General features: G+C 72.7%; 28 protein-coding genes. 15 read left to right on the top strand and 13 right to left on the bottom strand.

The genetic code is table 11. The features are described from left to right. Positions 1-16: 16 nt before the first annotated feature. Entirely contained in the window at positions 17-754 is a 738-nt protein-coding gene (lepB, locus tag QQZ14_RS16890) for a signal peptidase I (RefSeq protein WP_284535545.1), read from the top strand. On the opposite strand, the gene QQZ14_RS16885 is transcribed toward lepB (QQZ14_RS16890), so the two are convergent. The 3 genes from QQZ14_RS16885 to QQZ14_RS16875 form a co-directional block, all read right to left on the bottom strand. Continuing rightward, a complete protein-coding gene (locus tag QQZ14_RS16885) occupies positions 748-1,551 on the bottom strand; it encodes a DUF2817 domain-containing protein (RefSeq protein ID WP_284535544.1) in 804 nt (267 codons plus the stop codon). The two genes, lepB (QQZ14_RS16890) and QQZ14_RS16885, sit on opposite strands and share 7 nt — an antisense overlap. Before the next feature lie 67 nt (positions 1,552-1,618). After that, positions 1,619-2,500, bottom strand: coding sequence for an LLM class F420-dependent oxidoreductase (locus QQZ14_RS16880; RefSeq protein WP_284535543.1), 882 nt, complete (start codon positions 2,498-2,500; stop codon positions 1,619-1,621). A gap of 9 nt (positions 2,501-2,509) precedes the next feature. Further along, positions 2,510-3,232, bottom strand: a complete 723-nt coding sequence (locus QQZ14_RS16875; protein WP_284535542.1) for a M50 family metallopeptidase — start codon at positions 3,230-3,232, stop codon at positions 2,510-2,512. Positions 3,233-3,287: 55 nt separating this feature from the next. On the opposite strand from QQZ14_RS16875, the gene QQZ14_RS16870 reads away from it, so the two are divergent. The 5 genes from QQZ14_RS16870 to QQZ14_RS16850 are packed head-to-tail and all read left to right on the top strand — an operon-like array spanning position 3,288 to position 7,054. Further along, positions 3,288-3,722: a hypothetical protein gene (locus QQZ14_RS16870; RefSeq protein ID WP_284535541.1), complete on the top strand. Its 435-nt coding sequence runs from the start codon at positions 3,288-3,290 to the stop codon at positions 3,720-3,722. A 56-nt stretch (positions 3,723-3,778) separates the two neighbouring features. After that, on the top strand, positions 3,779-4,444 hold the full coding sequence (locus tag QQZ14_RS16865) for a lysoplasmalogenase (protein ID WP_284535540.1): 666 nt from the start codon (positions 3,779-3,781) through the stop codon (positions 4,442-4,444). A 9-nt stretch (positions 4,445-4,453) separates the two neighbouring features. Next, a complete protein-coding gene (locus tag QQZ14_RS16860) occupies positions 4,454-5,290 on the top strand; it encodes an aldo/keto reductase (RefSeq protein WP_284535539.1) in 837 nt (278 codons plus the stop codon). Positions 5,291-5,297: 7 nt separating this feature from the next. Further along, positions 5,298-6,362, top strand: coding sequence for an alanine racemase (locus QQZ14_RS16855; RefSeq protein WP_284535538.1), 1,065 nt, complete (start codon positions 5,298-5,300; stop codon positions 6,360-6,362). A gap of 23 nt (positions 6,363-6,385) precedes the next feature. Continuing rightward, positions 6,386-7,054, top strand: coding sequence for a peptidylprolyl isomerase (locus tag QQZ14_RS16850; protein ID WP_284535537.1), 669 nt, complete (start codon positions 6,386-6,388; stop codon positions 7,052-7,054). On the opposite strand, the gene QQZ14_RS16845 is transcribed toward QQZ14_RS16850, so the two are convergent. Beyond that, positions 7,051-7,935: an oxidoreductase gene (locus tag QQZ14_RS16845; RefSeq protein ID WP_284535536.1), complete on the bottom strand. Its 885-nt coding sequence runs from the start codon at positions 7,933-7,935 to the stop codon at positions 7,051-7,053. The two genes, QQZ14_RS16850 and QQZ14_RS16845, sit on opposite strands and share 4 nt — an antisense overlap. After that, positions 7,935-8,381: an OsmC family protein gene (locus QQZ14_RS16840; protein ID WP_284535535.1), complete on the bottom strand. Its 447-nt coding sequence runs from the start codon at positions 8,379-8,381 to the stop codon at positions 7,935-7,937. Before QQZ14_RS16840 ends, QQZ14_RS16845 begins: the two co-directional genes overlap by 1 nt. Positions 8,382-8,492: 111 nt before the next feature. Between QQZ14_RS16840 and QQZ14_RS16835 the strand changes: the two genes are divergently transcribed. After that, the gene (locus QQZ14_RS16835; protein WP_284535534.1) at positions 8,493-8,777 is read left to right on the top strand and encodes a Fe-S cluster assembly protein HesB; all 285 of its coding nucleotides are present in this window, start codon (positions 8,493-8,495) and stop codon (positions 8,775-8,777) included. Between the two features lie 27 nt (positions 8,778-8,804). Here the strand turns inward: QQZ14_RS16835 and QQZ14_RS16830 are convergent, their stop codons facing one another. From QQZ14_RS16830 to QQZ14_RS16820, 3 genes are all read right to left on the bottom strand, one after another. Next, positions 8,805-10,058, bottom strand: a complete 1,254-nt coding sequence (locus QQZ14_RS16830; protein WP_284535533.1) for a YncE family protein — start codon at positions 10,056-10,058, stop codon at positions 8,805-8,807. A gap of 119 nt (positions 10,059-10,177) precedes the next feature. Beyond that, positions 10,178-11,944, bottom strand: coding sequence for an aminotransferase class V-fold PLP-dependent enzyme (locus tag QQZ14_RS16825; protein WP_284535532.1), 1,767 nt, complete (start codon positions 11,942-11,944; stop codon positions 10,178-10,180). Between the two features lie 53 nt (positions 11,945-11,997). Continuing rightward, positions 11,998-13,737 (bottom strand): hypothetical protein, encoded by a 1,740-nt coding sequence (locus QQZ14_RS16820; RefSeq protein WP_284535531.1) that lies wholly within the window; start codon positions 13,735-13,737, stop codon positions 11,998-12,000. Between the two features lie 203 nt (positions 13,738-13,940). Here QQZ14_RS16820 and pepN point away from each other — a divergent pair, with 203 nt between their 5' ends. From pepN to QQZ14_RS16780, 8 genes are all read left to right on the top strand, one after another. Next, entirely contained in the window at positions 13,941-16,412 is a 2,472-nt protein-coding gene (gene pepN / locus QQZ14_RS16815; protein ID WP_284535530.1) for an aminopeptidase N, read from the top strand. A gap of 7 nt (positions 16,413-16,419) precedes the next feature. Further along, the gene (locus QQZ14_RS16810) at positions 16,420-17,262 is read left to right on the top strand and encodes a formate dehydrogenase accessory sulfurtransferase FdhD (protein ID WP_284535529.1); all 843 of its coding nucleotides are present in this window, start codon (positions 16,420-16,422) and stop codon (positions 17,260-17,262) included. 129 nt (positions 17,263-17,391) lie between these two features. Continuing rightward, a complete protein-coding gene (locus QQZ14_RS16805) occupies positions 17,392-18,492 on the top strand; it encodes a carboxylate-amine ligase (protein WP_284535528.1) in 1,101 nt (366 codons plus the stop codon). 124 nt (positions 18,493-18,616) lie between these two features. Further along, positions 18,617-19,711: a ScyD/ScyE family protein gene (locus QQZ14_RS16800; protein WP_284535527.1), complete on the top strand. Its 1,095-nt coding sequence runs from the start codon at positions 18,617-18,619 to the stop codon at positions 19,709-19,711. 57 nt (positions 19,712-19,768) lie between these two features. Continuing rightward, a complete protein-coding gene (locus tag QQZ14_RS16795) occupies positions 19,769-20,032 on the top strand; it encodes a LuxR C-terminal-related transcriptional regulator (RefSeq protein WP_284535526.1) in 264 nt (87 codons plus the stop codon). A 124-nt stretch (positions 20,033-20,156) separates the two neighbouring features. After that, the gene (locus QQZ14_RS16790; protein WP_284535525.1) at positions 20,157-20,780 is read left to right on the top strand and encodes a class I SAM-dependent methyltransferase; all 624 of its coding nucleotides are present in this window, start codon (positions 20,157-20,159) and stop codon (positions 20,778-20,780) included. Between the two features lie 126 nt (positions 20,781-20,906). Then, a complete protein-coding gene (locus tag QQZ14_RS16785) occupies positions 20,907-21,542 on the top strand; it encodes a TetR/AcrR family transcriptional regulator (protein ID WP_284535524.1) in 636 nt (211 codons plus the stop codon). Beyond that, positions 21,505-22,158, top strand: a complete 654-nt coding sequence (locus tag QQZ14_RS16780; protein WP_284535523.1) for a class I SAM-dependent methyltransferase — start codon at positions 21,505-21,507, stop codon at positions 22,156-22,158. The genes QQZ14_RS16785 and QQZ14_RS16780 overlap by 38 nt, the downstream gene beginning before the upstream one ends. A 16-nt stretch (positions 22,159-22,174) precedes the next feature. Here QQZ14_RS16780 and QQZ14_RS16775 read toward each other — a convergent pair whose 3' ends face one another. From QQZ14_RS16775 to QQZ14_RS16755, 5 genes are read right to left on the bottom strand one after another with little or no spacing between them, the layout of a single operon-like run. After that, positions 22,175-22,534, bottom strand: coding sequence for a DUF3054 domain-containing protein (locus QQZ14_RS16775; RefSeq protein WP_284535522.1), 360 nt, complete (start codon positions 22,532-22,534; stop codon positions 22,175-22,177). After that, positions 22,488-23,027, bottom strand: a complete 540-nt coding sequence (gene lepB / locus QQZ14_RS16770) for a signal peptidase I (RefSeq protein ID WP_284535521.1) — start codon at positions 23,025-23,027, stop codon at positions 22,488-22,490. Before lepB (QQZ14_RS16770) ends, QQZ14_RS16775 begins: the two co-directional genes overlap by 47 nt. Then, positions 23,027-23,623 carry a DUF6448 family protein gene (locus tag QQZ14_RS16765; protein WP_284535520.1) on the bottom strand — a complete coding sequence of 199 codons (597 nt, stop codon included), beginning with the start codon at positions 23,621-23,623 and terminating at the stop codon, positions 23,027-23,029. Before QQZ14_RS16765 ends, lepB (QQZ14_RS16770) begins: the two co-directional genes overlap by 1 nt. Before the next feature lie 24 nt (positions 23,624-23,647). Continuing rightward, positions 23,648-24,346: a Crp/Fnr family transcriptional regulator gene (locus QQZ14_RS16760; protein WP_284535519.1), complete on the bottom strand. Its 699-nt coding sequence runs from the start codon at positions 24,344-24,346 to the stop codon at positions 23,648-23,650. A gap of 44 nt (positions 24,347-24,390) precedes the next feature. After that, positions 24,391-26,118: a SulP family inorganic anion transporter gene (locus QQZ14_RS16755; RefSeq protein WP_284535518.1), complete on the bottom strand. Its 1,728-nt coding sequence runs from the start codon at positions 26,116-26,118 to the stop codon at positions 24,391-24,393. Positions 26,119-26,200 lie beyond the last annotated feature (82 nt).

Genomic DNA, 26,200 nt, shown 5'->3' with positions numbered 1-26,200 from the left:
GCGTACCCTCCTGCCTGTGACCTCCGGCAAGCGGCGCCTGACCTGGTGGCAGGAGTCGCTGCTGATGGTGGGGATCGCGGTGGTCCTGGCCCTGGTCATCAAGACCCTGTTCGTCCAGGCGTTCTACATCCCGTCCCCCTCGATGGTCCCCGGTCTCGTGAAGAACGACCGGATCCTCGTGGAGAAGCCGTCGTACTGGTTCGGGGGGCCGCAGCGCGGCGATGTCGTGGTGTTCGAGGACCCCGGCGACTGGCTGCCTCCACAGGACAAGGCCGGCCCCACCAACCCGGTGGCCAAGCTGATGACCAGGGTCGGCCTCTACCCCACCGGCGACCACCTCGTGAAGCGCGTCATCGGTGTCGCCGGCGACGTCATCAGCTGCTGTGACGAGCAAGGTCGGCTCCTCGTCAACGGGCACCCGCTCGACGAGGACGACTACGTCAACGAGGCGGCCACCACCGACTGCCGCGGCCCGGAAGGTCCGGGCGGCGAGGAGCAGTGCGAGTGGACAGCCGGACCCGTCCCCGACGGGCACCTGTTCGTGATGGGCGACAACCGTTACCACTCGGCCGACTCCAGCTATCACCTGTGCGATCCCTCGGACGACGCCTGCAACCCGGACGACGCGTACGTCGACGACGATCTCGTGGTCGGCCGGGTCTTCGCGGTCGTCTGGCCGCGCGACCACATCACCTGGCTGCACCGGCCCGACACGCTCGCCGACGTGCCGGACTCCCCACCCAGGTCTCAGTAGGCCAACGCCGCCCGCAGCAGCGCCTTCGCCGCCGCTCGCACGTAGCGGCGTGGCGGGTGCTCGCGGAACTCCACCGTCATCGCGGTGCCCGGGTAGTGGGCGTTGTACCAGCCGGTCATGGTCGGCGCGTTGTCCGAGCCGCCCGGCTGCAACCCGGCGGGCGGGTCCGGGTCCGGCGGCGGGGTGGGCCCGCCGATACCGATGCCGCGCAGCGGGAGGTGGAGGTAGCGCGCCAGCCGGCGCTGGAACGGGCGCGGCTTGTCGACATAGAAGCCGACCTCGCCGTACGGCTGATGGATCGAGGCGACGTAGTCGGGCTGCACCTCGCGCAGGAACGCGAGCACCGCGCGGGTCTCCGGCTCCGAGGCGGCTCGGCGCCCTGAGAACGTCGGCCCGCGGGAGGTGCGTCGCCAGTTCATCGGCCAGTTGCGGTTGAGGTCGACCCCACGGGCGTTGGTGCGGGTGCCGCGTGCGAGGCCGTCGGGGTTCATCGTCGGGACGACCCACACGGTGACGTCCTCGCGCACCGCGACATGCTCCTTGAGCCAGCGCACGGTCGCGACACCTGCGGGCTCGTCACCGTGCATCTGTCCGAGCACGACGACGGCGCGCGGCGCGGTCTCGGCGCCCTTGCGGAACGCCACGATCCGGCGGCCGGCGACCGAGTGCCCGATCACCCGGGTCTCGACGACCCGGTTGGTCCGCGCCGGCTCGTCGTCCGGAGACACCGCAGCTGCCGGCCCGGCCCCGGTCCACGGCAACAGCGCCGCCACCACCAGCCCGACCACGACCCGCACATCCGCCTCCTCGACCGATCCCGATCCTAGGCACGATCGGGCGCGGCGACAGCGATCTGAGGGGTGGCTACACCTCGGCGAGCCGCGGGACGACACGCTCGCACACCGACGACGCCCAGGCGGCCGGGTCGTCGGTGGGCGGCACCATCGTCACCAGGCTGATGCCCAGCTCGGCGTACCGCTCCATCTCGGCGAGGAACGCGTCGGTGTCGGCGACCGGGTCCGGGCCGCCCGGTGCGCCGCCCAGCATGGTCTTCTCGATCTCGTCGTAGTCGCGGCCGACGTCGTCGCAGTGCCTCCGCAGCACGTCGAGCTTGTGGCGTACGCCGTCGGGGCCCAGGGGGAACAGGTTGCAGGCGTCGGCGTACTGCGCGACCAGGCGCAGGGTCTTCCGCTCCCCTCCCCCGCCGACGAGGATCGGCGGGCGGGGCCGCTGCACCGGCGGCGGCACGCACACCGTCTCCGCCAGCCGGTAGTGCCGGCCGTCGAACGGGCCGTCGTCGTCGCTCCACATCTGCCGGCAGATCCGCAGCGTCTCCTCGAGGCGCTCGAACCGCTCCGCGGTCGACGGGAACGGGACACCGAGCCCGGCGTGCTCGCGGTCGTACCAGGCCGCGCCGAGCCCGAGCACCGCCCGGCCTCGGGAGAGCACGTCGAGTGTGGTGACGATCTTGGCGAGGAGCCCGGGGTGGCGGTACGTCGTGCCGGTGACGAGCAGGCTCAGCCGGAGGTTCTCCGTGATCCCGGCCAGGTAGCCGAGCGTGGTGTAGCCCTCGAGCATCGGCTCGGCCGGGCCGCCCAGCTGCTCCATCTGGAAGTAGTGGTCCATGACCGTGAACAGGTCGACGCCGCCCTGGTCGGCGACCCGCGCGGTATCCGCCAGTCGGTCGGTCAGCCCGCTCTGCCAGTCGGGGTGGCTGAAGTTCGCGTAGTGGATGCCGAGGCGCATGCCACGAGGTTAGGCCGCGGCGCCCAGCAGCCACCCGGCGCCGAGCGCCAGCGCACCGAGGGTGACCACCAGGAACAACCCGACCCAGAGCAGGCCCGGCAGCCCGGTCAGCCGGGCGAGCACGTCGGCGTCGGACGTCCGCGCTCGGCCTCGGCGACGGTGCGACTGCAGCTCCAGCACCGGCCGTGGGGACCCGAGCAGCAGGAACCAGGTGCCGACGTACGCCACGGCCGTCTGCACCCCTGCGCTCCCCCACCAGCTCACGGCGAACACGGCCACGCCCGCGACCCCGACGGCGTACAGGCCGTAGAAGTTGCGGATCTGGAGCAGCAGCAACGCCAGCAGCAGGACCGCCAGCCACAGCACGGCGAGCGCGTGCCGTTCGCGGAGCAGGTACGCCGCGCCCAGGCCGATCGCCGCCGGGCCGAGGTATCCGGCCAGCGTCGTCACGATCATCCCCGGGCCGGTGGGTCTCCCCCGCGAGACCGTCAGGCCGGAGGTGTCCGAGTGCACGCGAATACCGGACAGACGGCGTCCGCTCAGCAGGGCGGCCACGCCATGCGCACCCTCGTGCGCGATCGTGATCAGGTGCCGGCCGAGCTCCCAGGCCGAGGGGACCAGCACGAGCAGCAGCGCGGCCGCGGCCGCGAGCACCACCATGCCCTGCTCGGGCGCCGGCTGGCGGCCCACGACGTCGTCCCAGACCGCGGACAGCGCGTCGGGGAGGGCCACGGCACCAGCGTGCCCGACGCGCGTGCGGGCACGGACTGGTGGGTACGCCGAAGCCATGACTGGACCTGATCCCGACCACCGGCGACCGGAGGGTGTCGACGACGCGACCGTCGAGGCCCTGGGCAAGCTCTCCGAGGCCCTCGAGGCGGCCGAGGTGGCCCGCGGGCACCTCTACACGTTCCACCGGCTCTCCGGCACCACCGACCTCACGCTCGGCGACGCCGTGCGGCAGCTGCGCGACGCCGGCCACGCCGACCTCGCCGACCGCATCGACCGCGAGCTGGTCGGGCGCAACGTGATCCCGGGGCACTGGACGTTCCAGATCGTCGAGGCCTACGACGACGGCTACTACGCCACGTTCAAGGAGCTCGAGCGGGCGGCCCGCGACGAGCTCGTCGGCGGCAGGCGACACCTCTACGAGGCGGAGATGAAGGAGGAGCGGCGCACCCACGGCGCGCCGGGCCACGAGGCGACGCCGGACGACGTCTGAGCGGCGATCGCTCCGACCTGGTAGGAATCGCCTGACCTCGACGAGCGGAGCTCAGGATGATCCAGCCGGCCGACCCCAGCACCAGACGGGTCTCTGGTGCCGTGTTCGGCGCCCTGGCACTCGCCGACACCCTCCTCACGGCGGCGCCGCACCGATGGCAGCGCGCACGGCTCGTCACGAAGCCGTTGCTGATGCCGGCCCTGGCGGCTCGATCGGCGTCCGGGCCAGGGCTTCTCGGCGCGCAGGCCTTCTCATGGGGCGGCGACCTGGCACTGCTCGGCAAGGGCCGCGGGCCGTTCCTGGCCGGCGTCGCGAGCTTCTTCGCCGCCCACGTCTCGTACATCGCGGTGTTCCGGTCGCGGTCGTCCGAACCGGTGCTCGCGACACCAGGACGGCGCCGCTTCCTGGCGACCGGTGGGGTGCTCGCGTCCGGCATGGCGCTCGCGGCCGCCCGCGAGGACCGCGCTCTCGGCGTACCCGTCGGCGTGTACGGCGTCGCACTGGCCACGATGGTCGCCTCCGCCGCCACCATCGACCCCGACCGGGGCCGCGACCGGGTGCTCCGCGGCGCGGTGCTGTTCCTCGTCTCGGACGTCGTCCTCGGCGTCCGGGACTTCCTCGTGGGCGAGGAAGGTGCCGCGGCGAGGGCGCTCGAGGGGGTGGTGATGGGGACCTACACGGCCGGTCAGTGGTGCCTCGCCGACGGGTTGGGCCGTGGGTAGGTTGGCGCCATGGCCATCCCCACCCACACGCTCAACGACGGCACCGCGCTCCCGGCGATCGGCTTCGGCACCTACCCGTTGAAGGGTGCGGACGGCGTGGCCGCCGTGCAGAGCGCGATCGCGGTGGGCTACCGGCTGATCGACACGGCCGTGAACTACGACAACGAGCGCGAGGTCGGCGAGGCGATCCGCCGGTCGGGAGTTGCCCGCGAGGAGCTGGTCGTCACCAGCAAGCTGCCCGGGCGCGACCACGCCTACGACGACGCGGTCGCCAGCGTCCACGGCTCCCTCGAGCGGCTCGGGCTGGTCCACCTCGACCTGCATCTCATCCACTGGCCCAACCCCAGCCGGGGCCAGTACGTCGACGCATGGCGGGCGCTGGTCGACCTGCGCGAGCAGGGTCTGGTCCGCTCGATCGGCGTCTCCAACTTCACCGCCGCGCAGCTGGAGCGGATCATCGAGGCGACCGGGGTGGCACCCGCGGTCAACCAGATCGAGCTGCACCCCTACTTCCCCCAGGTCGAGGTGCGCGGGGCCAACGAGCGGCTGGGCATCCGCACCGAGTCGTGGAGCCCGCTCGGCAAGCGCCAGGCACCGTTCGCCGAGCCTGCGGTCGCCGAGGCCGCCGAGCGGCACGGCGTGACGCCCGGCCAGGTGATCCTGCGCTGGCAGGTGCAGCTCGGCAGCGTGCCGATCCCCAAGTCGGCGACGCCCGAGCGGCAGCGGCAGAACCTCGACGTGTTCGGGTTCGAGCTCTCCGACGACGAGGTCGCGGCGATCACCGCGCTCGGCCGCCCCGACGGCCGACTGTTCGGTGGCGACCCGGACACCCACGAGGAGATGTGAGCGCGGCGTGAGCAAGGACGGGCCGGCGACGCCGTACCTGCGCGTCGACGTCGCCCGGGCGCGCACGAACATCGAGCGCACCGCCCGCTGGGCCGTCGCAGCCGGTGTCGCCCTGCGCCCGCACGCGAAGACCCACAAGTGCCCGCAGCTGGCCCGCCTGCAGATCGACGCGGGCGCCGTCGGGCTGACCGTGGCGACCATCGGCGAGGCCGAGGCGTTCGTCGAGCACGGCGCCGAGGACGTGTTCGTCGCCTACCCGCTGTGGCTCACCGACGAGTCCGTACGCCGCCTCCGCGATCTCGCCGACCGGGCGGACCTGGCGATCGGCGTCGACTCGGCCGAGTCCGCTGCCCGGGCCGCGCGGCTCCTCGAGGGCAGCGGCGTGGCCGCCCTCGTCGAGGTCGACTGCGGGCAGCACCGCACCGGGGTCGCGCCCGACGACGCCGGTGCGCTCGCGGCCGTGGCCGTCGAGGCCGGCCTGCCGGTCCGCGGGATCTTCACGTTCCCCGGCCACAGCTACGCACCCGATGCACTCGTCACCGCAGCCGACGACGAGGCCCGCGCGCTGCGCGCGGCCACGGAGTCGCTGCGCGCGGCCGGCCTCGAGCCCGACGTCGTCAGCGGCGGGTCCACCCCAAGCCTCGCGCACACCCACACCGAGGACCTCACCGAGCTCCGGCCCGGGGTCTACGTCTTCGGTGACGCCCAGCAGTGGGAGCTCGGCACCACGGCGGCCGACCAGCTCGCGCTCACCTGCCGGGCGACGGTGGTCAGCCATGCCGGCGGCCGGCTGGTGCTCGACGCCGGCAGCAAGGCGCTCGGCGCCGACCGCGCTGCGTACGCCACCGGCTGGGGACGCCTCCCCGACCATCCCGAGGCGCGGGTCCTCCAACTCTCCGAGCACCACGCGGTCGTCGACCTCGCAGGCGCTCCCCTCCCCGCACTCGGCACCCAGATCGACGTCGTGCCCAACCACGTGTGCGCCGCGGTCAACCTCGCCGACACGCTCTGGGCCGACACCGGCGACGGGCTCGAGGCGTGGCCCGTCGCCGCCCGCGGCCGCAACTCCTGAGCGTCTCCCCTAGCATTCGCGCCATGCTCCTGCGCCCTGCTCTCGCCGTCGTCGCCGTCGCCCTGCTCGTGGCGGGCTGCGGCTCGGACGGGGGGTCCGACGACAAGGACACCTCGGCCGCCTCCGAGACGACGACCTGCTCCTACCCCTCGGACGGTCAGTCCCCCGCCAAGGAGGTGGACCCGCCCGACGAGAAGGCGCCCGCTTCCGGCACGGTCCGCGCGGACATGAAGACCAGCATCGGCGACCTCGGGCTCGATCTGGACGCTGCCGCCGCGCCCTGCACGGTGAACTCGTTCGTCTCGCTGGCGGAGCAGGGCTACTTCGACGACACCTCGTGCCACCGGCTGACCAACGAGAGCATCTACGTCCTCCAGTGCGGTGACCCCACCGGCACCGGCACGGGCGGCCCCGGCTACACGATCCCGCTCGAGGTCTCCGGCGACGAGACCTATCCCGCGGGCACGCTGGCGATGGCCCGGGCACAGGATCCCGACTCCGGCGGCTCGCAGTTCTTCATCGTGTACGCCGACTCGGGCCTTCCCGCCGAGTACACGGTCTTCGGCACCGTGGACGACGTCGGGGTGAAGGCGGTCGCGAAGGTGGCCGAGGACGGCAACGACGGCTCGATGGGCGCGAACGGTGGAGCTCCCAACACGCCCGTCGACATCGAGAAGGTCACCGTCGGCTAGAGCGGGAACGCCACCCCGGTCAGCTCCTCCGACCGCTCCCACAGGCGGCGCGCCCGGTCGGGGTCGCAGGCGTCCTGGCTGCGGCCCACCCCGGTCGGCCAGCCCGTCATCTCCAGCGGCCCTCCCGGGCCGATGAAGGTGTTGCCGGGCACGTCCATGGTGGCGGCGTACAGCGTGGTGAGCGCGCCCTTCCAGATCGGCATCCCGACGAGCCTGTGGCCCCACGAGCCGACCCAGGTCTTGGCGCGGCTGCCGGTGTTCGCGGTGATCGCGGTCGCCGTCGAGCCCGGGTGCGCGGCGGTCGCGCGCAGCGTGGAGCCCGACGCGGTCAGCCGCCGCTGCAGCTCGGCGACGAACAGCAGGTTCGCGAGCTTGGACGAGGCGTACGCCGCGAACGGCCGGTACGGCCGGCGCTCCCAGTTCAGGTCGGTCAGGTCGAGCTCGGCGGCGCGGTGCGCGTCGGAGGTCACGGCCACCACCCGGTCGCGGAGCCGCGGCAGCAGCAGGTTGGTGAGCGCGAAGTGGCCCAGGTGGTTGGTCGCGAGGTGGGTCTCGAACCCGTCGGCCGTCAGCGCGTGCGGCACCGCGAGCACGCCGGCGTTGTTGACCAGGACGTCGACCGGCCCGATCCCGGCGGCGAACTCACGCACGCTGGCCAGGTCGGCCACGTCGAGCCGGCGCACCTCGACGCGGCCGGTCATCGACGCCGCGGCGGCCTCGCCCTTGGCGGGGTTGCGTACGGCGAGGACGACCTCGGCACCGCGCTCGGCCAGCACGCGGGCGGTCTCCAGCCCCAGCCCGCCGCCGGCGCCCGTGACGACGAACCGGCGGCCGTCCTGGCGCGGGACGCTGTCCCAGCGACGGGGCCGGTGCCGGAGCATCAGCGCGCGCCGTACTCGATCGCTGCGCCGAGCTGCACGGTGCGTCCGACCGTGCACAGCCGGTCGCGGGACTGCTCGATGGAGCGGGGCAGCACGTCACGGGCGCGGTCGCCGTCCTCGCCCTCGGGGAAACGCACGTGGAACGTCAGCCGCAGGTCGACGAGCCGGTTGCCCTGCTCGTCGCGGATCTTGTCGCCCTCGGCCTCCACCTCGAACGTCGTCGCCTGCGCCCGCTTGCCGGTGATCAGGTCGACGTCGATCGCGCTGCACCCGGCCAGGGCGACGAGCAGCAGCTCGACGGGGGTGAAGTCCGGGTCGTCGCCCGACCCGACCGGCAGCACACCGCCGCGGCCGTTGGTGGCGAGGAACCGGCCGACGCCGATCTTGTGGAGGTCGATGTGGCGCAGGGTGTCGCGGTTCGGATCGGTCGCGTCGACGGTGGTCATGGCCACAGCGTGCCAGACCGTCCGACACGCCCGGGACTCGTGCCGGGCTTGTGTCTCGCCGGGCCATCGGGGACGGTGGAAGGGACCAGCCAAGCAATCGGAAGGACGAGCATGCTCACCCTCACCGAGAACGCCAGTGCCATCGTCAACGAGATCACCAGCCAGCCGGGCCTCGCCGAGAGTGCCGGCCTGCGCATCACCACCGACGACTCACCCGAGCCGGCGTTCGCCATCTCCGCCGCCGAGCAGGCCGAGCCGGGCGACCAGGTCGTCGAGCAGGGCGGAGCCACCGTCTACCTCGACGAGTCGGCCGCGACGCTGCTCGAGGACAAGATCCTCGACGCCGCCGTCGACCCCTCGGGCAAGGTCGAGTTCGCCCTCGCCATCCAGGGCTGAGACCTCGCGTGGACCTGGTAGCGGGGGTTACAGCCCCGGCACCAGGTCCTTGCGTACCCAGCCGTTGCGCACGCGCTGCGGGTGGTCGCCGACCGGCACCGTCTGCACGATGCGGCCGGTGCGGTAGGAGATCTTCGCGACCTCGTCGGTGCCGCTCCACGAGATGTAGCAGGACCGCCCGTCCCAGCTCGGGGTGACCCAGTAGGGCTTGCCGTCGGGCTTCTTCAGCAGCGGGCCGCGGCGGAACGTGTCGGCGGCGACGACCGTGGCGTAGTCGGACATCGTGCCGGCGACGCACAGCTTGGTGCCGGCCGGGTTCATCGCGATCCCGTGGTGGGCCGAGTCGAGGACGTACTGCTCGCGCGGCATGTCGGGCACCAGGTTGGGCAGGTGCTTGACCCGCGTGATCTCACCGGTGGCCCGGTCCATCACGACGAAGCCATGGAAGAACGAGAGCTGGAAGTAGAACGTCTTGTCGTCCGGCGAGAGCGTCATCGGCCGGACGGCCGTGCTCGTCCTGGTCATCCCCCGGTCGTCCAGGGCCTTGCGCAGGTCGTAGCTGCGCACGATCTTCATCGTCCTCGCGTCGACGATCTGCAGCACCCGCTCCTGCTTGGTCGGGTCGAGCGCCGGGTCGTCGAGCGGGCTGTAGACCATGCCGATGCTGGCGTGCAGGATGCGCCGGCCGCCGTCGATGAAGATGTTCTCGTGCGGCGACCCGCCCGACGGGAACCTCCCCACCTCGACGCCGTCCGCGACTCGCAGCACGTGCACGACGTTGCCGGTGGACGCGCTCACCACGACCCGCCGCCCGTCCGGCGACATCGCCATGTGGTCGGAGCGGACCCCGCCGACCTCGAAGCGCCAGACGATCTCCTTCGACCTCAGGTCGATCGCGACGACGTCGGCGAACGACGGCCGCGAGACGACCAGCATCTGGCCGTCGTTGGAGGAGTACATGTCGTCGACGAGCTGGTCGTGGCCCTCGCCGATGAGCGCCCGGATCGCGAGGAAGTAGGCGAACCGGTACGGGTTGGTCGCGATCTCCTGGATCCGCTCGTCCTTGTCGGGCACCACGTCGATGCGGCCCAGCCGCTCGAAGGACGCCGGGTCGAGGATGTCGGCGGTGCCGTCCCAGTTGTTGCCGACGAAGACCGCACGGCGTACGTCGTCGCTGCGCCGGTCCAGGGCGCCCCTGGTCTCCTCGGCGGAGGCGGGTGCCGCCACCAGTGTCGAGGTGGCGACGGCGACGAGTGCTGCGACTGCGGTGCGGAGGTGCATGCCCGGGGCAACGACCGGCAGCGAGGGGCGGTTACGTGGTGCCGGCGACCTGGGCCGATGTCACACCGACGGACTGGGTCTCGATACGCGGGTCGCGACCTCGTTCCTCGGTCGCGCCGCTACTCGACCTGGGTGCTGCCCCGATCCGGCGCAAGCGCCGGATCGGGCACCTCAGACTTGCCCTCCTTCTCTGTCCCGTGCAAGCACGGGACAGGGAGGTCGAACCACCGGAGGTGCTCGAAGTCCTCGCTGAGGTTCGCCGGGTGCTCGGTGAGGTCGGGCCCGGTGCCGGAGAGCAGGATCGAGGCGCCCTCGCGCAGGTGCTCGACGAGCAGCTCCTCTCCCCCGGTCGCCCGGTGGCTCGGCATCGACACCCGGCCACCGTCGTAGGAGATGTCGCGCAGGCTCAACGGCGGGCTGATCAGCCCGGCCCGGTGCCGCCACCTGCCGGTGGCCGTGTCGAACCGGTAGTCGTCCAGCAGCCGCCAGCCGTCGCGGGCCACCAAACGGACGGCCTCGATGATGTAGTCGGCCACCGCGTCGGACACGAAGTAGTTGAAGTTCACCCGCACCCAGCCCGGCTTGATCCCCTCGCACCCGCCGGTGATCTCGCGCTCGAACTCGTGGGAGCGCTCGAGGTCGATCCCGAGGAGCCGGTGGCCGTAGGGCCCGGCACACGAGCAGCCGCCGCGCGACTGGATGCCGAACAGGTCGTTGAGCAGCGCGACCACGTAGTTGTGGTGCAGGTAGCGGCCCGACGGCGAGCGCACCACGAACGACACGATCGAGAGCCGGTCGGCCTCGAGGTTGCCGAGCAGCTCGATCGCCGGCTCAGCACGCCACGCGGCCACCGCCTTGCGGAGGTGGTGCTCCTCCTGCCGTCGGATCGTCTCGGTGCCCACGGCCTGCTTGAGCTGGAACACCATCCCGGCGCGGATCGCCTCGATGATCGCCGGCGTCCCGCCCTCCTCGCGGTGGGTGGGGTCGTCGAGGTAGCGGTGGTCGTCGTCGTTGACGTAGGCGACGGTGCCGCCGCCCGGCACGTCCGGGACCCGGTTGGCGAACAGCTCACGGCGCGCGACCAGCACGCCCGGCGTCGACGGCCCGCCGATGAACTTGTGCGGCGAGATGAACACGGCGTCCTTGTAGGACAGCGGCCGGTCCGGCAGCGCACGCATCTCGACGTCGATGTACGGCGCGGCCGCGGCGAAGTCCCAGAAGCTCAGCGCGCCGTGCTCGTGGAGCAGCTCCGCGATCGCGACACTGTCGGACACGATGCCGGTGACGTTGGAGGCCGCGGAGAACGAGCCGATCCGCAGGGCGCGGTCGGCGTACTTCTCCAGCTGCTCCCGCAGGTCCGTCTGGTCCACTCCCCCGTCCTGGTCCTGGCGGATCCGCACCACGTCGGCGATCGACTCGCGCCACGGCAGCTCGTTGGAGTGGTGCTCGTAGGGACCGATGAACACCACGGGCCGCTGGTCGGAGGGGATGTGGTCGGAGAGCGCGTGGGCGTCCTCCAGCACGGACGGGATCCTCAGGCCGAGGACGCCGATCAGCTTGGCGATCGCGCCCGTGCACCCCGAGCCGGCGAACACGACGACGGTCTCGTCGTCGCCACCGACCGCCTCGTGGATGATCGCCCGGGCGTCCTCACGCAGCCGGGTCGTCTGCAGGCCGGTGCCGCTGGACTCCGTGTGGGTGTTGGCGTAGGCCGGCAGCACCTCGTCGCGGATGAAGTCCTCGATGAACGTCAGCGCCCGCCCCGACGCCGTGTAGTCGGCGTAGGTGACCCGGCGCCGGCCGTACGGCGTGTCCATGAGGTGGTCGTCGCCGATCACCGACTCGCGGATGAGCCGGAGGAGGGCCTCCCGGTCACGGTCCGTCATGCACACCCACCCATGGGGTCCATGCTCCCACCGCGGGAGGCCCTCCCGCAGGTCTACCGGACCATGAGCTGGGCCGACCGGTTGCCGGAGACCACGCCGTCGACCGGGCCGAGCACCTGGCTCGAGACCGGCGTGCCGCGTCCACGCTTGCTGAGCGACATCAGCGAGACCTTCAGCTGGTCGTTGCGGACCAGGTTGGCCACGGCCTTCTTCGCCTGCTCGATGGTCGCCATGGGGCCGAGCCCGCCGAGGTACTGACCGCCGGTCACCTCGAGGATGCCGGGCGTGCCGGCCATCGAGCGCGGGATCCGGACGGAGATCGGGACCGTGGTGTGCAGGCCGCCGCCGCTGAGCACGGCGCGCATGGTCAGCGTCTTGCCGGCGCGCACCGGGATGCTCTGCCGCCGGGTCACGGCGGTCCACGTGCCGTCCACCTTCCGCTGGAGCGCCGAGATCCGGTACGCCGCCGCCGCGTCCTCCACGGTCACGCCGGTCGTGACCCCGGTGATCGTGACGCCCGGGATGCCCGCCAGGTAGTAGACGGTGTCGCCGAGCGCGAAGCCGACCTCGTAGGTGAGGTCCCACTCGGAGACGTAGCGGTTGCTGCTCGACAGGGTGAACGGCGTGCCGTCGGGGCCGGTGCCGGTGACCGTCCAGGACGCGACCTCGCTGCCGTCGACGGTGCCGTCGACGACCCGGTCGTGGTTGGCCAGGAACTCGTAGAAGGTCGTGCTCGCGAGCGCGTCGGGCGTCCGCACCGACACGTGCGAGGTGCCCTCGCGGCTCCGGTCGCCGTCCGTGACGGTCGAGGTGACGTCGCTGGTGGAGGGGATCGGGCCGAGCAGGCCGCTGATGCCGGTCAGGCGGTCCTGGGAGATCGTGCCGGCGGGCGCGCCGAGGTTGGCGAGCTTGAAGCCGGCGATCAGGTCCTCCTGGACGTAGATCGCGTCCGCCGGGTGCAGCGTGAGCGTCGTGGCGCCGAGGTGGTCGAGCGGGTGGCCGAAGCCGACCACGCGGCCGTCGCACACGGAGGTCGCGGTGCCGATCGCGGCCATCGTGATGTCGCCGTACGCGAGCGACGCGGCCAGGTTGCCGCCCGCCACGACGGTCTCGGGCCCGGCTGCCTGGCCCGAGGCGCGACCGACGGCGTACGCCGAGCGGGGCAGGTAGGTGCGCTTGCCGGCGTGGTCGGCGGCCAGCTCGAGCTGGCGGGCGCCGACCCCGGCGACCCCGAGCGGGGCGGGGAGCTGGCGGAATCCCTCGGCCGCATCCGCGGCCGACACGTCGGTGTGCCGGGCGATCGTGCGCGCCGCTGCCTGGTCGACGGTGACCCGACGCGCGACGTTGCCGAGGTAGTCGTCCATGTCGGCGAACGGGGTCACGCCGGCGACCGGCGAGGCTCCCATCGCGAGCCCGTACGCGACGGCGCCGATGAGTCGACCGTCGGCGGCGTAGACCGGGCTGCCCGACATGCCCTGCCAGATGCCGACCCGGTCGATCTCGGGCGAGGTGAGGCGGACCATCACCATGTCGATGTCGGGCGCGATGCCGTCGTCGAGGACGCCGAGCACCTCGCCGGTGAACCCGTCGGGGGTGGTCCCGTGGCTGACCGTCAGGCCGGTGACCGGCTGGCCGCCGGCGAGGTCGGCGATGGGGTACGGCGTGGCGCAGTCGCCAGCTGGGTCGGCGGCCTGCGCCGTGCCCGTGACACCGGTGACCGCCGCCAGGCCGAGGCCGGCGGTGATGAGCGAAGCCAGGGCACGACCCCGGCGGTGAGCGATGAGCCGCTGCATGAGCGTCGATCCTCCCGAAAGACCGAGCGCGGATCTCGCGCCCGTGAGCATGAGACTCCGGACGTCGCGAACTGGTTGCCAGGACCCCCGATGACCCCACTCAGGACCCTAGGTGGGCTAGCCCGGTGCGTGCGGTCGAACCCGCCCACCGTTACCGACCGGTGACCTGCCGGGTCGCTCCGGCTCCGACATAGGGTGGCCCGGTGAGCAGCCCGAACCTCAGCCTCCAGCATGCGGAGGCCGTCGCCCGCCGCGCCCTCCTCGCCGTCGACGAGTACGACGTGCGCCTCGACCTCGCGAGCGACGAGGAGACGTTCGCGTCGGTGACCACCATCCGGTTCACCAGCCGCGGCGGCCCGACGTTCCTCGACCTCAAGCCGGTGCGGGTCAACGAGATCCGGCTCAACGGCAGCGTGGTCGACCCCGACCTGCTCGCGCGCGGCCGGCTGCCGCTGGACACGGTCGAGGGACCCAACGAGGTCGTCGTCGACGCGGTGATGCCGTTCCGCAACGACGGCGAGGGGCTGCACCGCAGCGTCGACCCGGCCGACGGCCACCACTACGTCTACGGCATGTCGTTCATGGACGCGGCGCCCACGGTGTTCGCCTGCTTCGACCAGCCCGACCTCAAGGCGCCGTACACGTTCCACGTGCTGGCGCCGGCGGACTGGACGGTCATCGGCAACGCTCCGGTGGCCGGCTCCGAGCCCGGCCCCGGCCAGACGGCGCTGTGGGAGCTCGAGCGCACCCAGCCGCTCTCGACGTACTTCGTGACGCTGGTCGCCGGGCCCTACCACGTGATCCGCGACCAGCACGACGGCATCCCGCTCGGCCTCTCGGCGCGGGCGAGCATCGCCGGCGCCCTCGAGGCGGACGCCGACGAGCTGCTGACCATGACCCGGCAGTGCTTCGACGAGTTCCACCGGCTGTTCGGCATCCGCTACCCGTTCGGCGACTACCACCAGGCGTTCGTGCCGGAGTTCAACGCCGGCGCGATGGAGAACCCCGGCTGCGTGACGTTCCGCGACCCGCTGGTCTTCACGAGCAAGGTCACCCGGGGCGTGCGCATCCAGCGCGCGACCACGGTCGCCCACGAGATGGCCCACCAGTGGTTCGGCAACATCGTCACCCCGCAGTGGTGGGACGACCTCTGGCTCAACGAGTCCTTCGCCGAGTACATGGGCAACCGGGTCACCGCCGACGTCACGGAGTACGACGACGCCTGGACCCACGTCGCGTACGCGCGCCGCCAGTGGGGCCTGGTCGCCGACCAGCGCCCCAGCACCCACCCGGTCGCCGGCAACGGCGCGTCCGATGCGAGCTCGGCGCTGCAGGACTTCGACGGGATCTCGTACGCCAAGGGCTCGAGCATCCTCAAGCAGCTCAACGCCTCGCTCGGCGACGAGGTGTTCTTCGCGGGCGCGATCGACCACTTCACGCGCCACCGGTTCGGCAACGCCACCATGCACGACCTGTTCGCGAGCTGGGAGCGCGCCGGGGCCGGCGACCTCTCGTCGTTCACCGGCAGCTGGCTGCGCACGGCGGGGCCCGACACGATCGTGCTCGACCGCGCCGCGGGCGTGGTCCGGTGCACTCCCCCGGCCGGCGACGCCGACCGCTCCCACACCCTGCGGGTCGCGCAGGCGCTCCCGGAGGGCAAATGGGACATCACGCCGCTGACGGTGGCCGGCCCGGAGACGCCGTACGCCGCAGGCGAGGGCGCCGCGGTGCTGCTCGACCCCTACGAGGACACCTGGGCGCTCGTGCAGCCCGACGCGACCACGGTCGCCGCACTCAAGACGCTGCTGCCGCGCAGCGACGACACGCTGCTGCGTGCCGGTGTCTGGAACAACGTGCGCAGCGCGTTCCACAACGCGGCCATCTCGCCCGCCGACGTACTCGACCTGGTCGAGGCGGGGCTGCCGATCGAGGACAGCGACGACGCGCTGCTCTACACGATGCCATGGGTGCTCGCGAAGGTCGTGCCGCTGACCGCCGACCCCGACGAGGCGCTGGCCCGGGTGCACCGCGCCACGCTCGCCAAGGCACACGCCTCGGGCCCCGGCTCGCCGCTCCAGCTCGCGGCCTTCCAGGCCGCGGTCGCGTCCGCCGGGTCGCCGGCCGACCTGCGCGCCTGGCTCGCCGATGACGGGCTGCCCGCCGGGACCGAGGTGGACCTCGACCTGCGCTGGCGGCTGCTGGTCCGGCTCGCCGTGCTCGGCGAGACCGACCGAGCCGAGCTGCAGGCCGCTCTGGACGCCGAGCCGACCGCCCGCTCGCGGGTCGAGCACACCCGGGCGGTCGCCTCGCTGCCCGACGCCGGGGCCAAGGCCTGGGCGTGGGAGCGGTTCACCGGAGCCGTCGACGTGCCCAACTACGAGCTCGAGGCCGCCGGCACCGGCATGTGGCGCGGCGGGCAGGAGGAGCTGCTGGCGCCGTACGTCGAGCGCTACTTCGCCGACGTCGCCGCGACCGCCGCGGCGCGCAGTGGCTGGGTGCTCGCCGACGCCGCCGGCTGGTTCTTCCCGCTGCTGTTCGAGACGACCGACACGCTCGAGCGCGCGCGGGCGCTGATCGCCGACGAAGCCTTCGACCTCGCGATGCGGCGCCGGGTCGTCGACCTGGCCGACGAGCTCGAGCGGCGGATCGCGATCCGGGCGGCCTTCCCGGCATGACCTCCCCATGATCGGCGGCGACCGCGCTCGGCGGCCCGGACCCACGGTCCGGACCCAGGTGCACGAGCACCTCGCGGACGGCACCGATCGCCGTCACGAGGACCGGCTCGCCACCGAGGAGCCGCTCGAGATCCGGCTCGCCTGGCCGGGCACGCCCGCACGTCGCGTCTGGGTGACGATGCGGACGCCTGGTCACGACTTCGAGCTGGCCGCGGGATGGCTGGTGCACGAGGGGCTCACGCGCCCGGCGGATGTGCACGCGGTGGCCTACTGCACCGACACCGACCTGACCCCCGAGCAGGAGTTCAACGTCGTCACGGTGACGCTCGGGGCTCCGCCGCTCACCGAGCCCGGCCACCGGCACGTCGGGCAGTCGACCGGGTCGTCCGCCTGCGGGGTCTGCGGCAAGGACAGCGTCGCGGCCGCTCTCGACGTACCGACCGCGGCCGGGCGGTGGGCGGGACCACTCCCCTCAACGGACGTGGTGCGTGCACTGCCGGCGTCCCTGCGAGCCAGCCAGACCGTCTTCGCGCGGACCGGCGGCGTCCACGCCGCAGGCCTCGCCACCGCCGACGGCCGGCTGCTCACCATCCGCGAGGACGTCGGCCGTCACAACGCCGTCGACAAGGTCACCGGCGCCCGGGTCCTGGCCGGCCACTCCCCCGCCGAGGCCTGTCTGGTCGTCAGCGGCCGGGCCGGCTTCGAGCTCGTCCAGAAGGCCGTCGCCGCCGGCATCGGCGCCCTCGTCGCCGTCGGCGCCCCCACCAGCCTCTCGGTGCGCCTGGCCGACGAGTCGGGCCTGGCGCTCTACGGCTTCACCGCCCCCGACCGCTGCGTCAGGTACTCCTAGCCTCGAACCGGGGTACGCGCAACTGGTCGGCGTACGCGCGGACTGCCGAGGTGATCCGGTGACCGGTAGGACCCAGACTGACTCGAGGACCGACGCGATCGAGCGCGGCCTCCGTTCGAAGGGATGGCGATGAGCACACGCCGGTTCGGCATCGAGGAGGAGCTGCTTCTCGTTGACGCCTGCGGCGCGCCCGCGGCGCGCGCATCCGACCTACTCGCCCGCTGTGCCGCTGCCGACGACCTGCTCCCCGGCACCGTCGTGGCCCAGGAGTTCTTCCAGGCGCAGGTGGAGGTCGTGACCCCTCCGCTCCGCAACCTCGCCGACGCCGAGGATCACCTGCGAGCGGGACGTCGAGCGCTGGCCCGCGCGGGGACCGAGGTCGGAGTCGCTCCCCTGGCCGTCGCTACTCCCATCCTCGCCGAACCACCAGGCCCGCTCGTCGCCGAGGACCGGTTCGCTCGCATCGCGAAGCACTACGCCGGACTCGGGGCGGAGTCGCTCATCTGTGCGCTGCAGGTCCACGTGGAGGTCGCGAGCCGCGAGGAGGGGATCGCGGTCCTGGACCGGGTGCGCCCGTGGCTGCCGCTGCTGACAGCCGTGAGCGCGAACTCTCCGTTCTGGCACGGCCGTGACACGGGGTTCGCGAGCTGGCGGTCCCAGCTGTGGCAGCTGTGGCCGAGCAGCGGTCCGCACGAGGTCTTCGGCGACGTGGCCGCGTACGACGCTCTCATCGCCCGACTGCTGCGCGATCAGGCGATCCTCGACGTGGGCCTGCTCAACCTCCAGGTGCGGCTCTCGGCGCGATACCCGACCGTGGAGTTCCGGGTGGCCGATGTGTGCACCTCGCTCGACGACACACTGCTCCAGGCTGCCCTCGCCCGTGCACTGACCGAGACGGCCGCCCGCCAGGCCCGTGACGGCGTCGGTCCGGCACCCTGGCGGGCCGACAGCCTGCGCAGCGCCGCCTGGCGGGCTGGGCGCTTCGGTGTGCAGGACACCCTCGTCGATCCGGGGAGCGGAGACCTGGTCCCAGCCGCGACCGCCCTGCGGGCCATGCTCGATCACCTGCGAGACGCGCTGGGCGACGCCGGTGACCTCGAGCGGGTCACCACGAGCCTGGAGCGAATCACCCGCGAGGGATGCGGCGCCGACCACCAGCGCCGCGCCGTCACCGGCTCCGACCTGACAGCGGTGGTCGACGACCTCCGGTCGCGCACCGTCGCGGGCTGACCACGCCCGGGGCTCGCGTCCGCGCTCGGACCGATACGGCAGAGCCCAGATTTGGGGCATGCGCTCGGGGCCGTCGACGGCGAGGCTGGAGCGTCGTACCAGGTCCAACTCGGAGGTCGGTCCCATGCGCTCCATCCCCCTACTCGCCGCCGCCACGATGTCGGCCCTCGCGGTCGCCACCCTGAACCCGCTCGCGCAGACCGCGCACTCCACCACCCCTGAGGGGCGCACCGTGCTGACCAGCGGGCTGGTGGGCCCGCTCAGCCTCGATGTCCATGCCGGACGGGTCTACGTCACCCAGAACTTCGCCGGCGAGCTCGATCGAGTCCGCGGCGACGGGAGTCTCCAGAGGCTCTACCGCGGCGGCCACGACGAGATCGGGGGCGTCTCGGCGCGCCACGGCCGCGTCGTGTTCACCCAGACAGCCAGCTCGGGCGCGGAGAGCCCGACCAACTCCTGGGTCAAGGTCCTCCGCCGGCCGGGCAAGGCGCACACCCTCACCCGGCTGTGGGCCTACGAGAAGGCGCACAACCCCGACGGCTCCACGACGTACGGAGCCCGCGGGATCAGCGACGACTGCGCAGCACAGTGGCCGACCGAGCTGCTCGGGCCGCCGGTCTACCGCGGCGTCGTCGACTCCCACCCCTACGCGACCTTCCAGCGCAAGCACCGGGTCTACGTCGCCGATGCCGCGATGAACGCCGTCGTCTCGGTGTCCTTCTCCGGTCGGGTCCGCACCGTGGCCGTGCTCCGACCCGTCCCGGTCCCGATCACCGCGGGGCTCGCCTCGACGATGGGGGTACCCGACTGCGCGGTCGGCCTGACCTACTACGGCGAGCCCGTGCCCACCGACGTCGAGATGGGTCCCAACGGGCGACTGCTCGTCACCACCCTGGGCGGAGGCCTGGGCGAGCAGCTGCCGCTGGGCGCGATGCACCGGATCGACCCCGCCACGGGTCACCAGCGCGTGCTGGCGCGGGGGCTCTCGGCGCCGACCGACCTGGCGGTGACCCACTCGGGCCGCCTGTTCGTCGCCGAGCTGTTCGCCAACCGGATCGTGACGATGGCGCCCGGCTCGGACACCGTCCGGACCTTCGCCAAGGCACACCTGCCCGCCGCCGTCGAGGTGTGGCACGGCCGCGTCTACGCGACGACCGACGCGCTGCCGCCCGAGGACGGCGCGCCCAACGGCAAGGTAGTGCGGCTTCGCCGGTACTAGCACTGATGGGCAGGTCTACGCGGGGTCGGTCTCGATCCCGCCGAGCGGGAGCGACCCATGGCGGTGAGCGGCCGGCGGCACGTGCAGATGCTGACCGCTCGACGCCGGCTGCAGCGGCTCTCCGTTCAGGAGAGGGCGGTGCTGCGCGATCTGATCGCCCGTCGTTCGGTGCGCGAGATCGCCACAGCACGGGTTGTGTCGGACTCCACCGTCCGGTCGCAGGTCAAGGCGGTTCTCGCGAAGCTCGAGGTGAGCTCCCAGCTCTCGGCGGTCGCACTCGCTCACACCGCCGGCCGGAGCGCCCGCACCCACGCCGCGTAGTGCTCGACCGGAGCGCGCCGACCACCCGCGTAGTCCAATGCCGTGGACGAAGGCCACCGCCCCCGACCGCTGCGTCCGGGACGCCTGGGTGGTCGAGCCGATCGGGGGACGAGAGGATGGCGCCATGTCCGATCACGCTGCGCGACACTGGGACGACGTCTACTCCAGCAAGGCGGCCGACGAGACGAGCTGGTACCAGCAGCGCCCCGCGACGTCGCTCCGGCTGCTGAGCGACGCCGTCGCGTCGACCGGCGGCCGGCCGGGCTCGGTCGTCGACGTCGGCGCCGGCACCTCGTCGCTGGTCGACGAGCTCCTCGCCGCGGGCTGGGCCCCGGTCACGGTGCTCGATGTCTCCGCGGCAGCGTTGGCGACGACGCGTGCCCGACTCCCCGAGGGCGCCGAGGTGCGGTACGTCGTGTCGGACATCGTGGCGTGGCAGCCCGACGGCGCCTTCGACGCGTGGCACGACCGCGCGGTCTTCCACTTCCTGACCGAGGACGCGCAGCAGGCTCGCTACGTCGCCGCCGCCACCGACGCCGTGCGGCCGGGTGGTGTGCTGGTCATCGGCACCTTCGGCCCGGGTGGCCCGGAGCAGTGCTCGGGCCTGCCGGTGGCGCGTCACGACGTCGCGTCACTGCGGGCTCGCTTCGCCCCGGACTTCGAGGTCCTGGCCGGCGAGGTCGAGGTGCACCGGACGCCGTGGGGCTCCGAGCAGCAGTTCACGTGGGCGACCCTGCGCCGCACGTAGGTCCCGCGGGCCCTCTTGACGGACCCGCTCCATAGGTGGACTCTGCCGTATACATCTTGTCGTCTACATCCGAGGGTGCGCATGACCGACCCGACCGTGGAGCCCAGGGACGAGCCGGTTCGCCGCATGAAGCGTGCCGACCGGCGCGAGCAGATCATCTCCGCCGCCACCGAGGCGTTCGCGCGCTCGGGCTTCACGGCGACGAGCCTCGACGAGATCGCCGAGGAGGCCGGCATCACCCGGGTGGTGCTGTACCGCCACTTCGACTCCAAGAGCGACCTGTACCAGTCGGTCCTCGACAAGATGTGCGAGCGGCTCGAGGCCCACATCGACGAACCCGTCGAGGGGTTCACCGACGAGAGCATCGACGGCCTGCTGCGGGTCGCATCGGACTCGCCGGCAGGGTTCCGGCTGCTGTTCCAGCACGCCCTGCGCGAGACGGAGTTCAAGGAGCGGATCGAGAAGTTCCGCAACGACGTCTCCGAGGCCGCCTACCTCCAGATCGCGCCCCTCGTCCCGGACGACGCGCTCGCACGCTGGGCAGCGCAGGCCGCTCCGGCCGCGGCCATCGAGGCCACCATCGCCTGGCTCGACGCCGGCCAACCCGACCCGGCGCATGTCGCAGCTCGGATCAGGAAGGTGGCGATCGGCGTCGTCGAGGCCGCTCTCTCCACCGACGACATCTCGCTCCCCGGCCAACCCACGTCACGAAGGGACCAACGCGATGAGCAACAGCACCAGGACTCGGGCCAAGACATGTGAGACACCGACTGCGAAGCAACGTCGGGTCTGGGACAAGTCCGCGGCCGGCTACGACAAGCAGATGGCGCTCTTCGAGCGGATCCAGTTCGCCGGCGGCCGCGAGTGGCTCGCCGAGCGAGCCCGCGGGCGGGTGCTCGAGGTCGCCGTCGGCACCGGGCTCAACCTGCCCCACTACCCGGGGGACGTGACCCTGACCGGCGTCGACCTGAGCCCGGAGATGCTCGCGCTGGCCCGCGACCGCGCCGCCGCACTCGGCCGCGACATCGACCTGCTCGAGGGCGACGCCGCACACCTGCCCGTCGAGGACGCCGCGTTCGACACGGTGGTGTGCGCACTCTCGCTGTGCTCCATCCCCGACCCGAAGACCGCGATCGGTGAGATGCAGCGGGCGCTCGTGCCGGGTGGCCGGCTGCTCCTGCTCGATCACGTCGGCAGCACCTGGCCTCCGGTCTACGCCGTCCAGTGGCTCGCCGAGCGAGTCACCATCCGGCTCGCCGGAGAGCACTTCACCCGCCGCCAGCTGCCGCTGGTGCACGCGGTCGGGTTCGAGCTCGTCGAGACCGAACGCCTCAAGGCCGGCACCGTCGAACGGATTCACGCCACCAAACGCGCATGACCCGACCGCCCTCCGGTCAGCTGCCCGGTCCCGCGCTCACGTCCCTGGGCGAGGGGCCGCGCCTGACGCGGGCCGCGAGCGCCACGGCCCCGCGCCAGCCCAGCATCGTCACGGTGAGGAAGATCGCCGCCACGATCAGGAAGCCGGGAGCGAGCCCACGTCCCGAGAGGGCCCGCAGGGCCATGCCGACCACGTAGGTCGCGGCGAGGACGAGCGCAGCCTCGGGCCACACCCGCCGGGCGTCCCGCCGCGTCGACAGCAGCCACCCGTGGGCGAGCACCGCGGCCACCGCGAAGGGCCACACGATGGCGAGCACCACCCAGTCGGAGTCACCCGCTTCGTGCGAGCTCTTCCCCCCGACCGCCAGGGCGAGCACGCAGACGAGATCGGCTGCGAGCGGCCATAGCCGCCGGGTCGTCGTGCGGGACTCCGTGGTCGTCACGCACCCAGGGTCGCAGGCCGCCACGGACGCCGGCCAGGCGGACCAGCCGTCCGCGCAGCGCGGACCGGGGTGTGTAGGGGCGGCTCCAGGACCGGCCGTCGCCGGAGGCGTCCCGGTTGTCACCCAGGACGAGATAGTGCCCGGCCGGAACGTGGTAGACCCCCCGGAAGACCGAGCGCGCGGCGTACGGCTCGGGCAGCGGCCGGCCGTCGATGCTGACCCGGCCGGCGTCGAACCTGACCTCCTCGCCCGGCAGGCCCACCACCCGCTTGACGAGGCAGCGACCCGGGTCCTCCGGTGAGTCGAGGACGACCAGGTCGCCCCGAGCGACCGCGTCGGTGGCCCGGAGCGGCCTGGTGAGCGCGAGGCGGCCGTCGGTCAGGGTCGGTGCCATCGACTGCGACCGCACCCGGGTGAGCCACCACATCAGTGCGCGTGGGCGTGGTCGTGGTGGTGGTGGTCGTGGCCCTCGGCGTACTTGAAGAACGCGACGTAGGCCTCCATGTAGTCCCGGGCCGCGGTCAGGTCGTCGACGTCGAAGCCCTTCAGGGCCACCGCCCGGTCGAACCTCCGCTCCAGCTCGTCCCACCGATCCTCGGCGACGAGCCCGCGCAGCGGGTCGATGCTGCCGGCCGCCAGGGCCTGGTCGGCGGCGACGACCTGCGGCGGCACGTGCGCACCCGCAGGCTTGATGCCGTCGAACCCGGCACCCTCGCCGGCCCGGTGCACCCGGACCAGGACGTCGAGGAAGTAGCGGTCGGCCACGTCGCGCGCCTCCGGCGACAGATCCCGTACGGCGACGGCGCGGGTGAACGCGTCGCGGACCTCGGGCTCGTCGGCCTGGTGGACCCACTTGAGCGCGATGTTGACGTTGCCCGTCTCGAGGGCGCGGCGGCCGTCGGCGACCGCAGGCCCGTCCTCGGTGTCGCAGTGGGCGGATGCGGTGCGGACGAACGAACGAAGCAGCTGGATGACGTTCATGGTCTCCTCCTCGGTGGCGATGAGCCGACGGTAGGAGGCCACCCGGCCGGAGCGCCTTGACCTGCGTCAAGCGCCCTCGGCGCGCAGCTCCAGGCCGGCCGGGTCGAGGATGTCGACGTCCGTGCCGCGCACCCGGACCAGGCCCTCGCCCTCCATCGCCGCGAGTCGCCGGCTGAGCGTCTCGGGCGAGGTGCCCAGGAAGGTCGCGATGTCCTTCTTGGGCATCGGCAGGTGCACGGTCGCGGCTCCGTCCGGGCCCCAGGTGGTGGGGCAGTCCAGGAGGTAGGCGGCCACCCGCGCGCCCACGTCGGCCACCGTCCTGGCGGCGAGCATCCGCTCGGCCGAGTGCAGGCGCAGCGCCAGGGTGCGCAACATCGCGACCCCGACGCTCGGGAACCTCGTGACGAGGGTGTCCAGCACGTCCGGCGCGAACACGCACATCCGCGACTCCTCCACGGCGATCACGTCGTTCGCGGGCCGCTCGCCGGTCAGGAGCCAGGTCTCCCCGCCGACCTCCCCCGGGCCGAGGACCTGCAGGGTCGTGCTCCTGCCGTCCGCGGTCGTGCGGGAGAGCCTCACCATCCCCGCGTGCACCACGAACAGCGGTGCTCGCGGCGCCCCCGCGCGCACGAGGGCCTCGCCGGGCCCGATGGTGACCGGGCGGGCGAGGGTCGCGACCTCCGCCTGCTGCTCCCGCGTGAGCCCCGCGAAGACCGGGACGAGGGCCACGCAGGGCTCGTCGGCCGGTGCGGCGTGATCTGCCATGGCCCAGTATCTCGTGGGGCCGGCACGCCCGGCGCCGGACCCGGTCAGGCCGCCGGTGGCGCGCCGTACGGCGTGGTGCCGTGCTTGGCCTCGTACCAGCGGGCGTACGCCTGCACGGCGGTCGGCAGCGTCATGAACACGCGGTCCTCGCCCAGGCGGTCGACGAAGCCCGAGGGGCGCAGGTCGTCCTGCAGGTCCTGCTTGACCCGAGCCATGGCGAAGACGATGCCGCGCGACTCCAGCTCCTGCCGGAGCTCCTCGAGGGCGTCGATCGCGGTGATGTCCACCTGCACGTTGGCCTCCGCGTTGAGCAGGAACCACTCCGTGGGGGTGCCGGCCTGGTCGAGAGCCGCCAGCGCCCGCCGCTTGAAGTCCTCGACGTTGGCGAAGAACAGGGGCGAGTCGTAGCGGTACACCACGAGCCCCTGCACCGCCTGGGCGTCCGGGTAGTCGTCGATGTCGTGCATGCCCGCCACCCCGGGGGCGAAGCCGAGGATCCCGTCGTGGGGACGCGCCACCCGGCGCAGCAGGTCGAGGATCGACAGCCCGATGGCGACGAGCACGCCGTACAGGACGTCGAGCGCCAGCACCGCGACCGTCGTGGTGAGGGCGAGGAGGAGCTCGCTGCGGCGGAACCGCGCGATCCGCCGGAACTCGGCGACGTCCACGAGCCGGATGGCCGCGTAGACCACGATGGCGCCCAGGGCAGCGGTCGGGAAGGACGCGAGAACGGGACGCAGGAACACCATGGTCAGCAGGACCGTCGCGAGCGCGACGAGCGAGTACAGCTGGCTGCGGCTGCCGAGGGCGTCCCCGATCACCGTGCGGCTGCCGCTGCTGCTCACCGGGAACCCGTGCATCACGCCGGACGCCAGGTTCGCGGCACCGAGCGCGAGGAACTCCTGGTCGCCGTCGATGGGGTAGCCGTTCCGGACGGCGAACGTGCGCGCGGTCAGCACGTTGTCGGAGTACGCCACGATCGCCAACCCGACGGCCGGCAGCAGGATCGACCCGATGTCGCCGGCGGAGACCGACGGCAGGGACGGTCTCGGCAGCCCCGCCGGGATCTCCCCCACGACGGCGATCCCCCGGTCCTCGAGGTCGAACAGCGCGACCACCGCGGCGGCGGCGAGCATCCCCAGCAACGGCATCGGCGAGCGAGGCAGCAGGTGGCTCCCGGTCAGGAGCAGCGCCAGCACCGTGACGGCGAGCACCGTGGTCGGCACGTGCACCTCGTCCAGGTGCCGGGCCACGTAGGCGACCTCGGTGGCGAACGAGTCGGCGTCGACGCGGACGCCGGTCACCTTGCCGAGCTGGCTGGCCACCATGATCGCCGCGATGCCCGCCATGTAGCCGACGAGGACCGGCTTGGACAGCAGATCCGCGAGGAACCCGAGCCGGCCGATCCAGCCGCCGAGGCAGATCGCACCGACCACCAGGGACAGCGCGGCCGCGATGGCGGCGTACCGCTCCGGGTCGCCGGCAGCGACGGATCCCACGGCCGCGGCCGTCATCAGGGCGGTCGTGGACTCGGGGCCGACCGACAGCTGCCGGGACGAGCCGAGCACGGCGTAGACCAGCAGCGGGCCGATGATCGCCCACAGCCCGACCACGGGAGGGAGCCCGGCGATCTCGGCGTACGCCATCACCTGCGGGATCAGGTACGCCGCGACGGTGACCCCGGCCAGGACGTCGTACCGGAGCCAGGGCCGCTGGTAGTGGCGCAACCGGGTCAGGCCGGGCAGCTGCCGACTGACGTCCGATCGCGACACCCTCCAACGCTACCGACGGCGCGACCCGCCCGTTGGCTCCGCACGGATCTCCCGTCAGGGCGTGCCGGGTGGCCCCTCACCG

This window comes from Nocardioides sp. T2.26MG-1 (genome assembly GCF_950101795.1).
Classification (GTDB): domain Bacteria; phylum Actinomycetota; class Actinomycetes; order Propionibacteriales; family Nocardioidaceae; genus Nocardioides.
Note: the sequence above shows the minus strand (reverse complement) of the source record. Positions and strands in the feature narration are given on the sequence as shown.

Bases quoted from the DNA above. Each gene is read 5' to 3' on its own strand.
- QQZ14_RS16880 (WP_284535543.1), bottom strand. From the start codon at position 2,500: ATGCGCCTCGGCATCCACTACGCGAACTTCAGCCACCCCGACTGGCAG.
- QQZ14_RS16870 (WP_284535541.1), top strand. From the start codon at position 3,288: ATGACTGGACCTGATCCCGACCACCGGCGACCGGAGGGTGTCGACGAC.
- QQZ14_RS16865 (WP_284535540.1), top strand. From the start codon at position 3,779: ATGATCCAGCCGGCCGACCCCAGCACCAGACGGGTCTCTGGTGCCGTG.
- QQZ14_RS16860 (WP_284535539.1), top strand. From the start codon at position 4,454: ATGGCCATCCCCACCCACACGCTCAACGACGGCACCGCGCTCCCGGCG.
- QQZ14_RS16850 (WP_284535537.1), top strand. From the start codon at position 6,386: ATGCTCCTGCGCCCTGCTCTCGCCGTCGTCGCCGTCGCCCTGCTCGTG.
- QQZ14_RS16845 (WP_284535536.1), bottom strand. From the start codon at position 7,935: ATGCTCCGGCACCGGCCCCGTCGCTGGGACAGCGTCCCGCGCCAGGAC.
- QQZ14_RS16840 (WP_284535535.1), bottom strand. From the start codon at position 8,381: ATGACCACCGTCGACGCGACCGATCCGAACCGCGACACCCTGCGCCAC.
- QQZ14_RS16835 (WP_284535534.1), top strand. From the start codon at position 8,493: ATGCTCACCCTCACCGAGAACGCCAGTGCCATCGTCAACGAGATCACC.
- QQZ14_RS16830 (WP_284535533.1), bottom strand. From the start codon at position 10,058: ATGCACCTCCGCACCGCAGTCGCAGCACTCGTCGCCGTCGCCACCTCG.
- QQZ14_RS16825 (WP_284535532.1), bottom strand. From the start codon at position 11,944: ATGACGGACCGTGACCGGGAGGCCCTCCTCCGGCTCATCCGCGAGTCG.
- QQZ14_RS16820 (WP_284535531.1), bottom strand. From the start codon at position 13,737: ATGCAGCGGCTCATCGCTCACCGCCGGGGTCGTGCCCTGGCTTCGCTC.
- QQZ14_RS16810 (WP_284535529.1), top strand. From the start codon at position 16,420: ATGATCGGCGGCGACCGCGCTCGGCGGCCCGGACCCACGGTCCGGACC.
- QQZ14_RS16805 (WP_284535528.1), top strand. From the start codon at position 17,392: ATGAGCACACGCCGGTTCGGCATCGAGGAGGAGCTGCTTCTCGTTGAC.
- QQZ14_RS16800 (WP_284535527.1), top strand. From the start codon at position 18,617: ATGCGCTCCATCCCCCTACTCGCCGCCGCCACGATGTCGGCCCTCGCG.
- QQZ14_RS16795 (WP_284535526.1), top strand. From the start codon at position 19,769: ATGGCGGTGAGCGGCCGGCGGCACGTGCAGATGCTGACCGCTCGACGC.
- QQZ14_RS16790 (WP_284535525.1), top strand. From the start codon at position 20,157: ATGTCCGATCACGCTGCGCGACACTGGGACGACGTCTACTCCAGCAAG.
- QQZ14_RS16785 (WP_284535524.1), top strand. From the start codon at position 20,907: ATGAAGCGTGCCGACCGGCGCGAGCAGATCATCTCCGCCGCCACCGAG.
- QQZ14_RS16780 (WP_284535523.1), top strand. From the start codon at position 21,505: ATGAGCAACAGCACCAGGACTCGGGCCAAGACATGTGAGACACCGACT.
- lepB (WP_284535521.1), bottom strand. From the start codon at position 23,027: ATGTGGTGGCTCACCCGGGTGCGGTCGCAGTCGATGGCACCGACCCTG.
- QQZ14_RS16760 (WP_284535519.1), bottom strand. From the start codon at position 24,346: ATGGCAGATCACGCCGCACCGGCCGACGAGCCCTGCGTGGCCCTCGTC.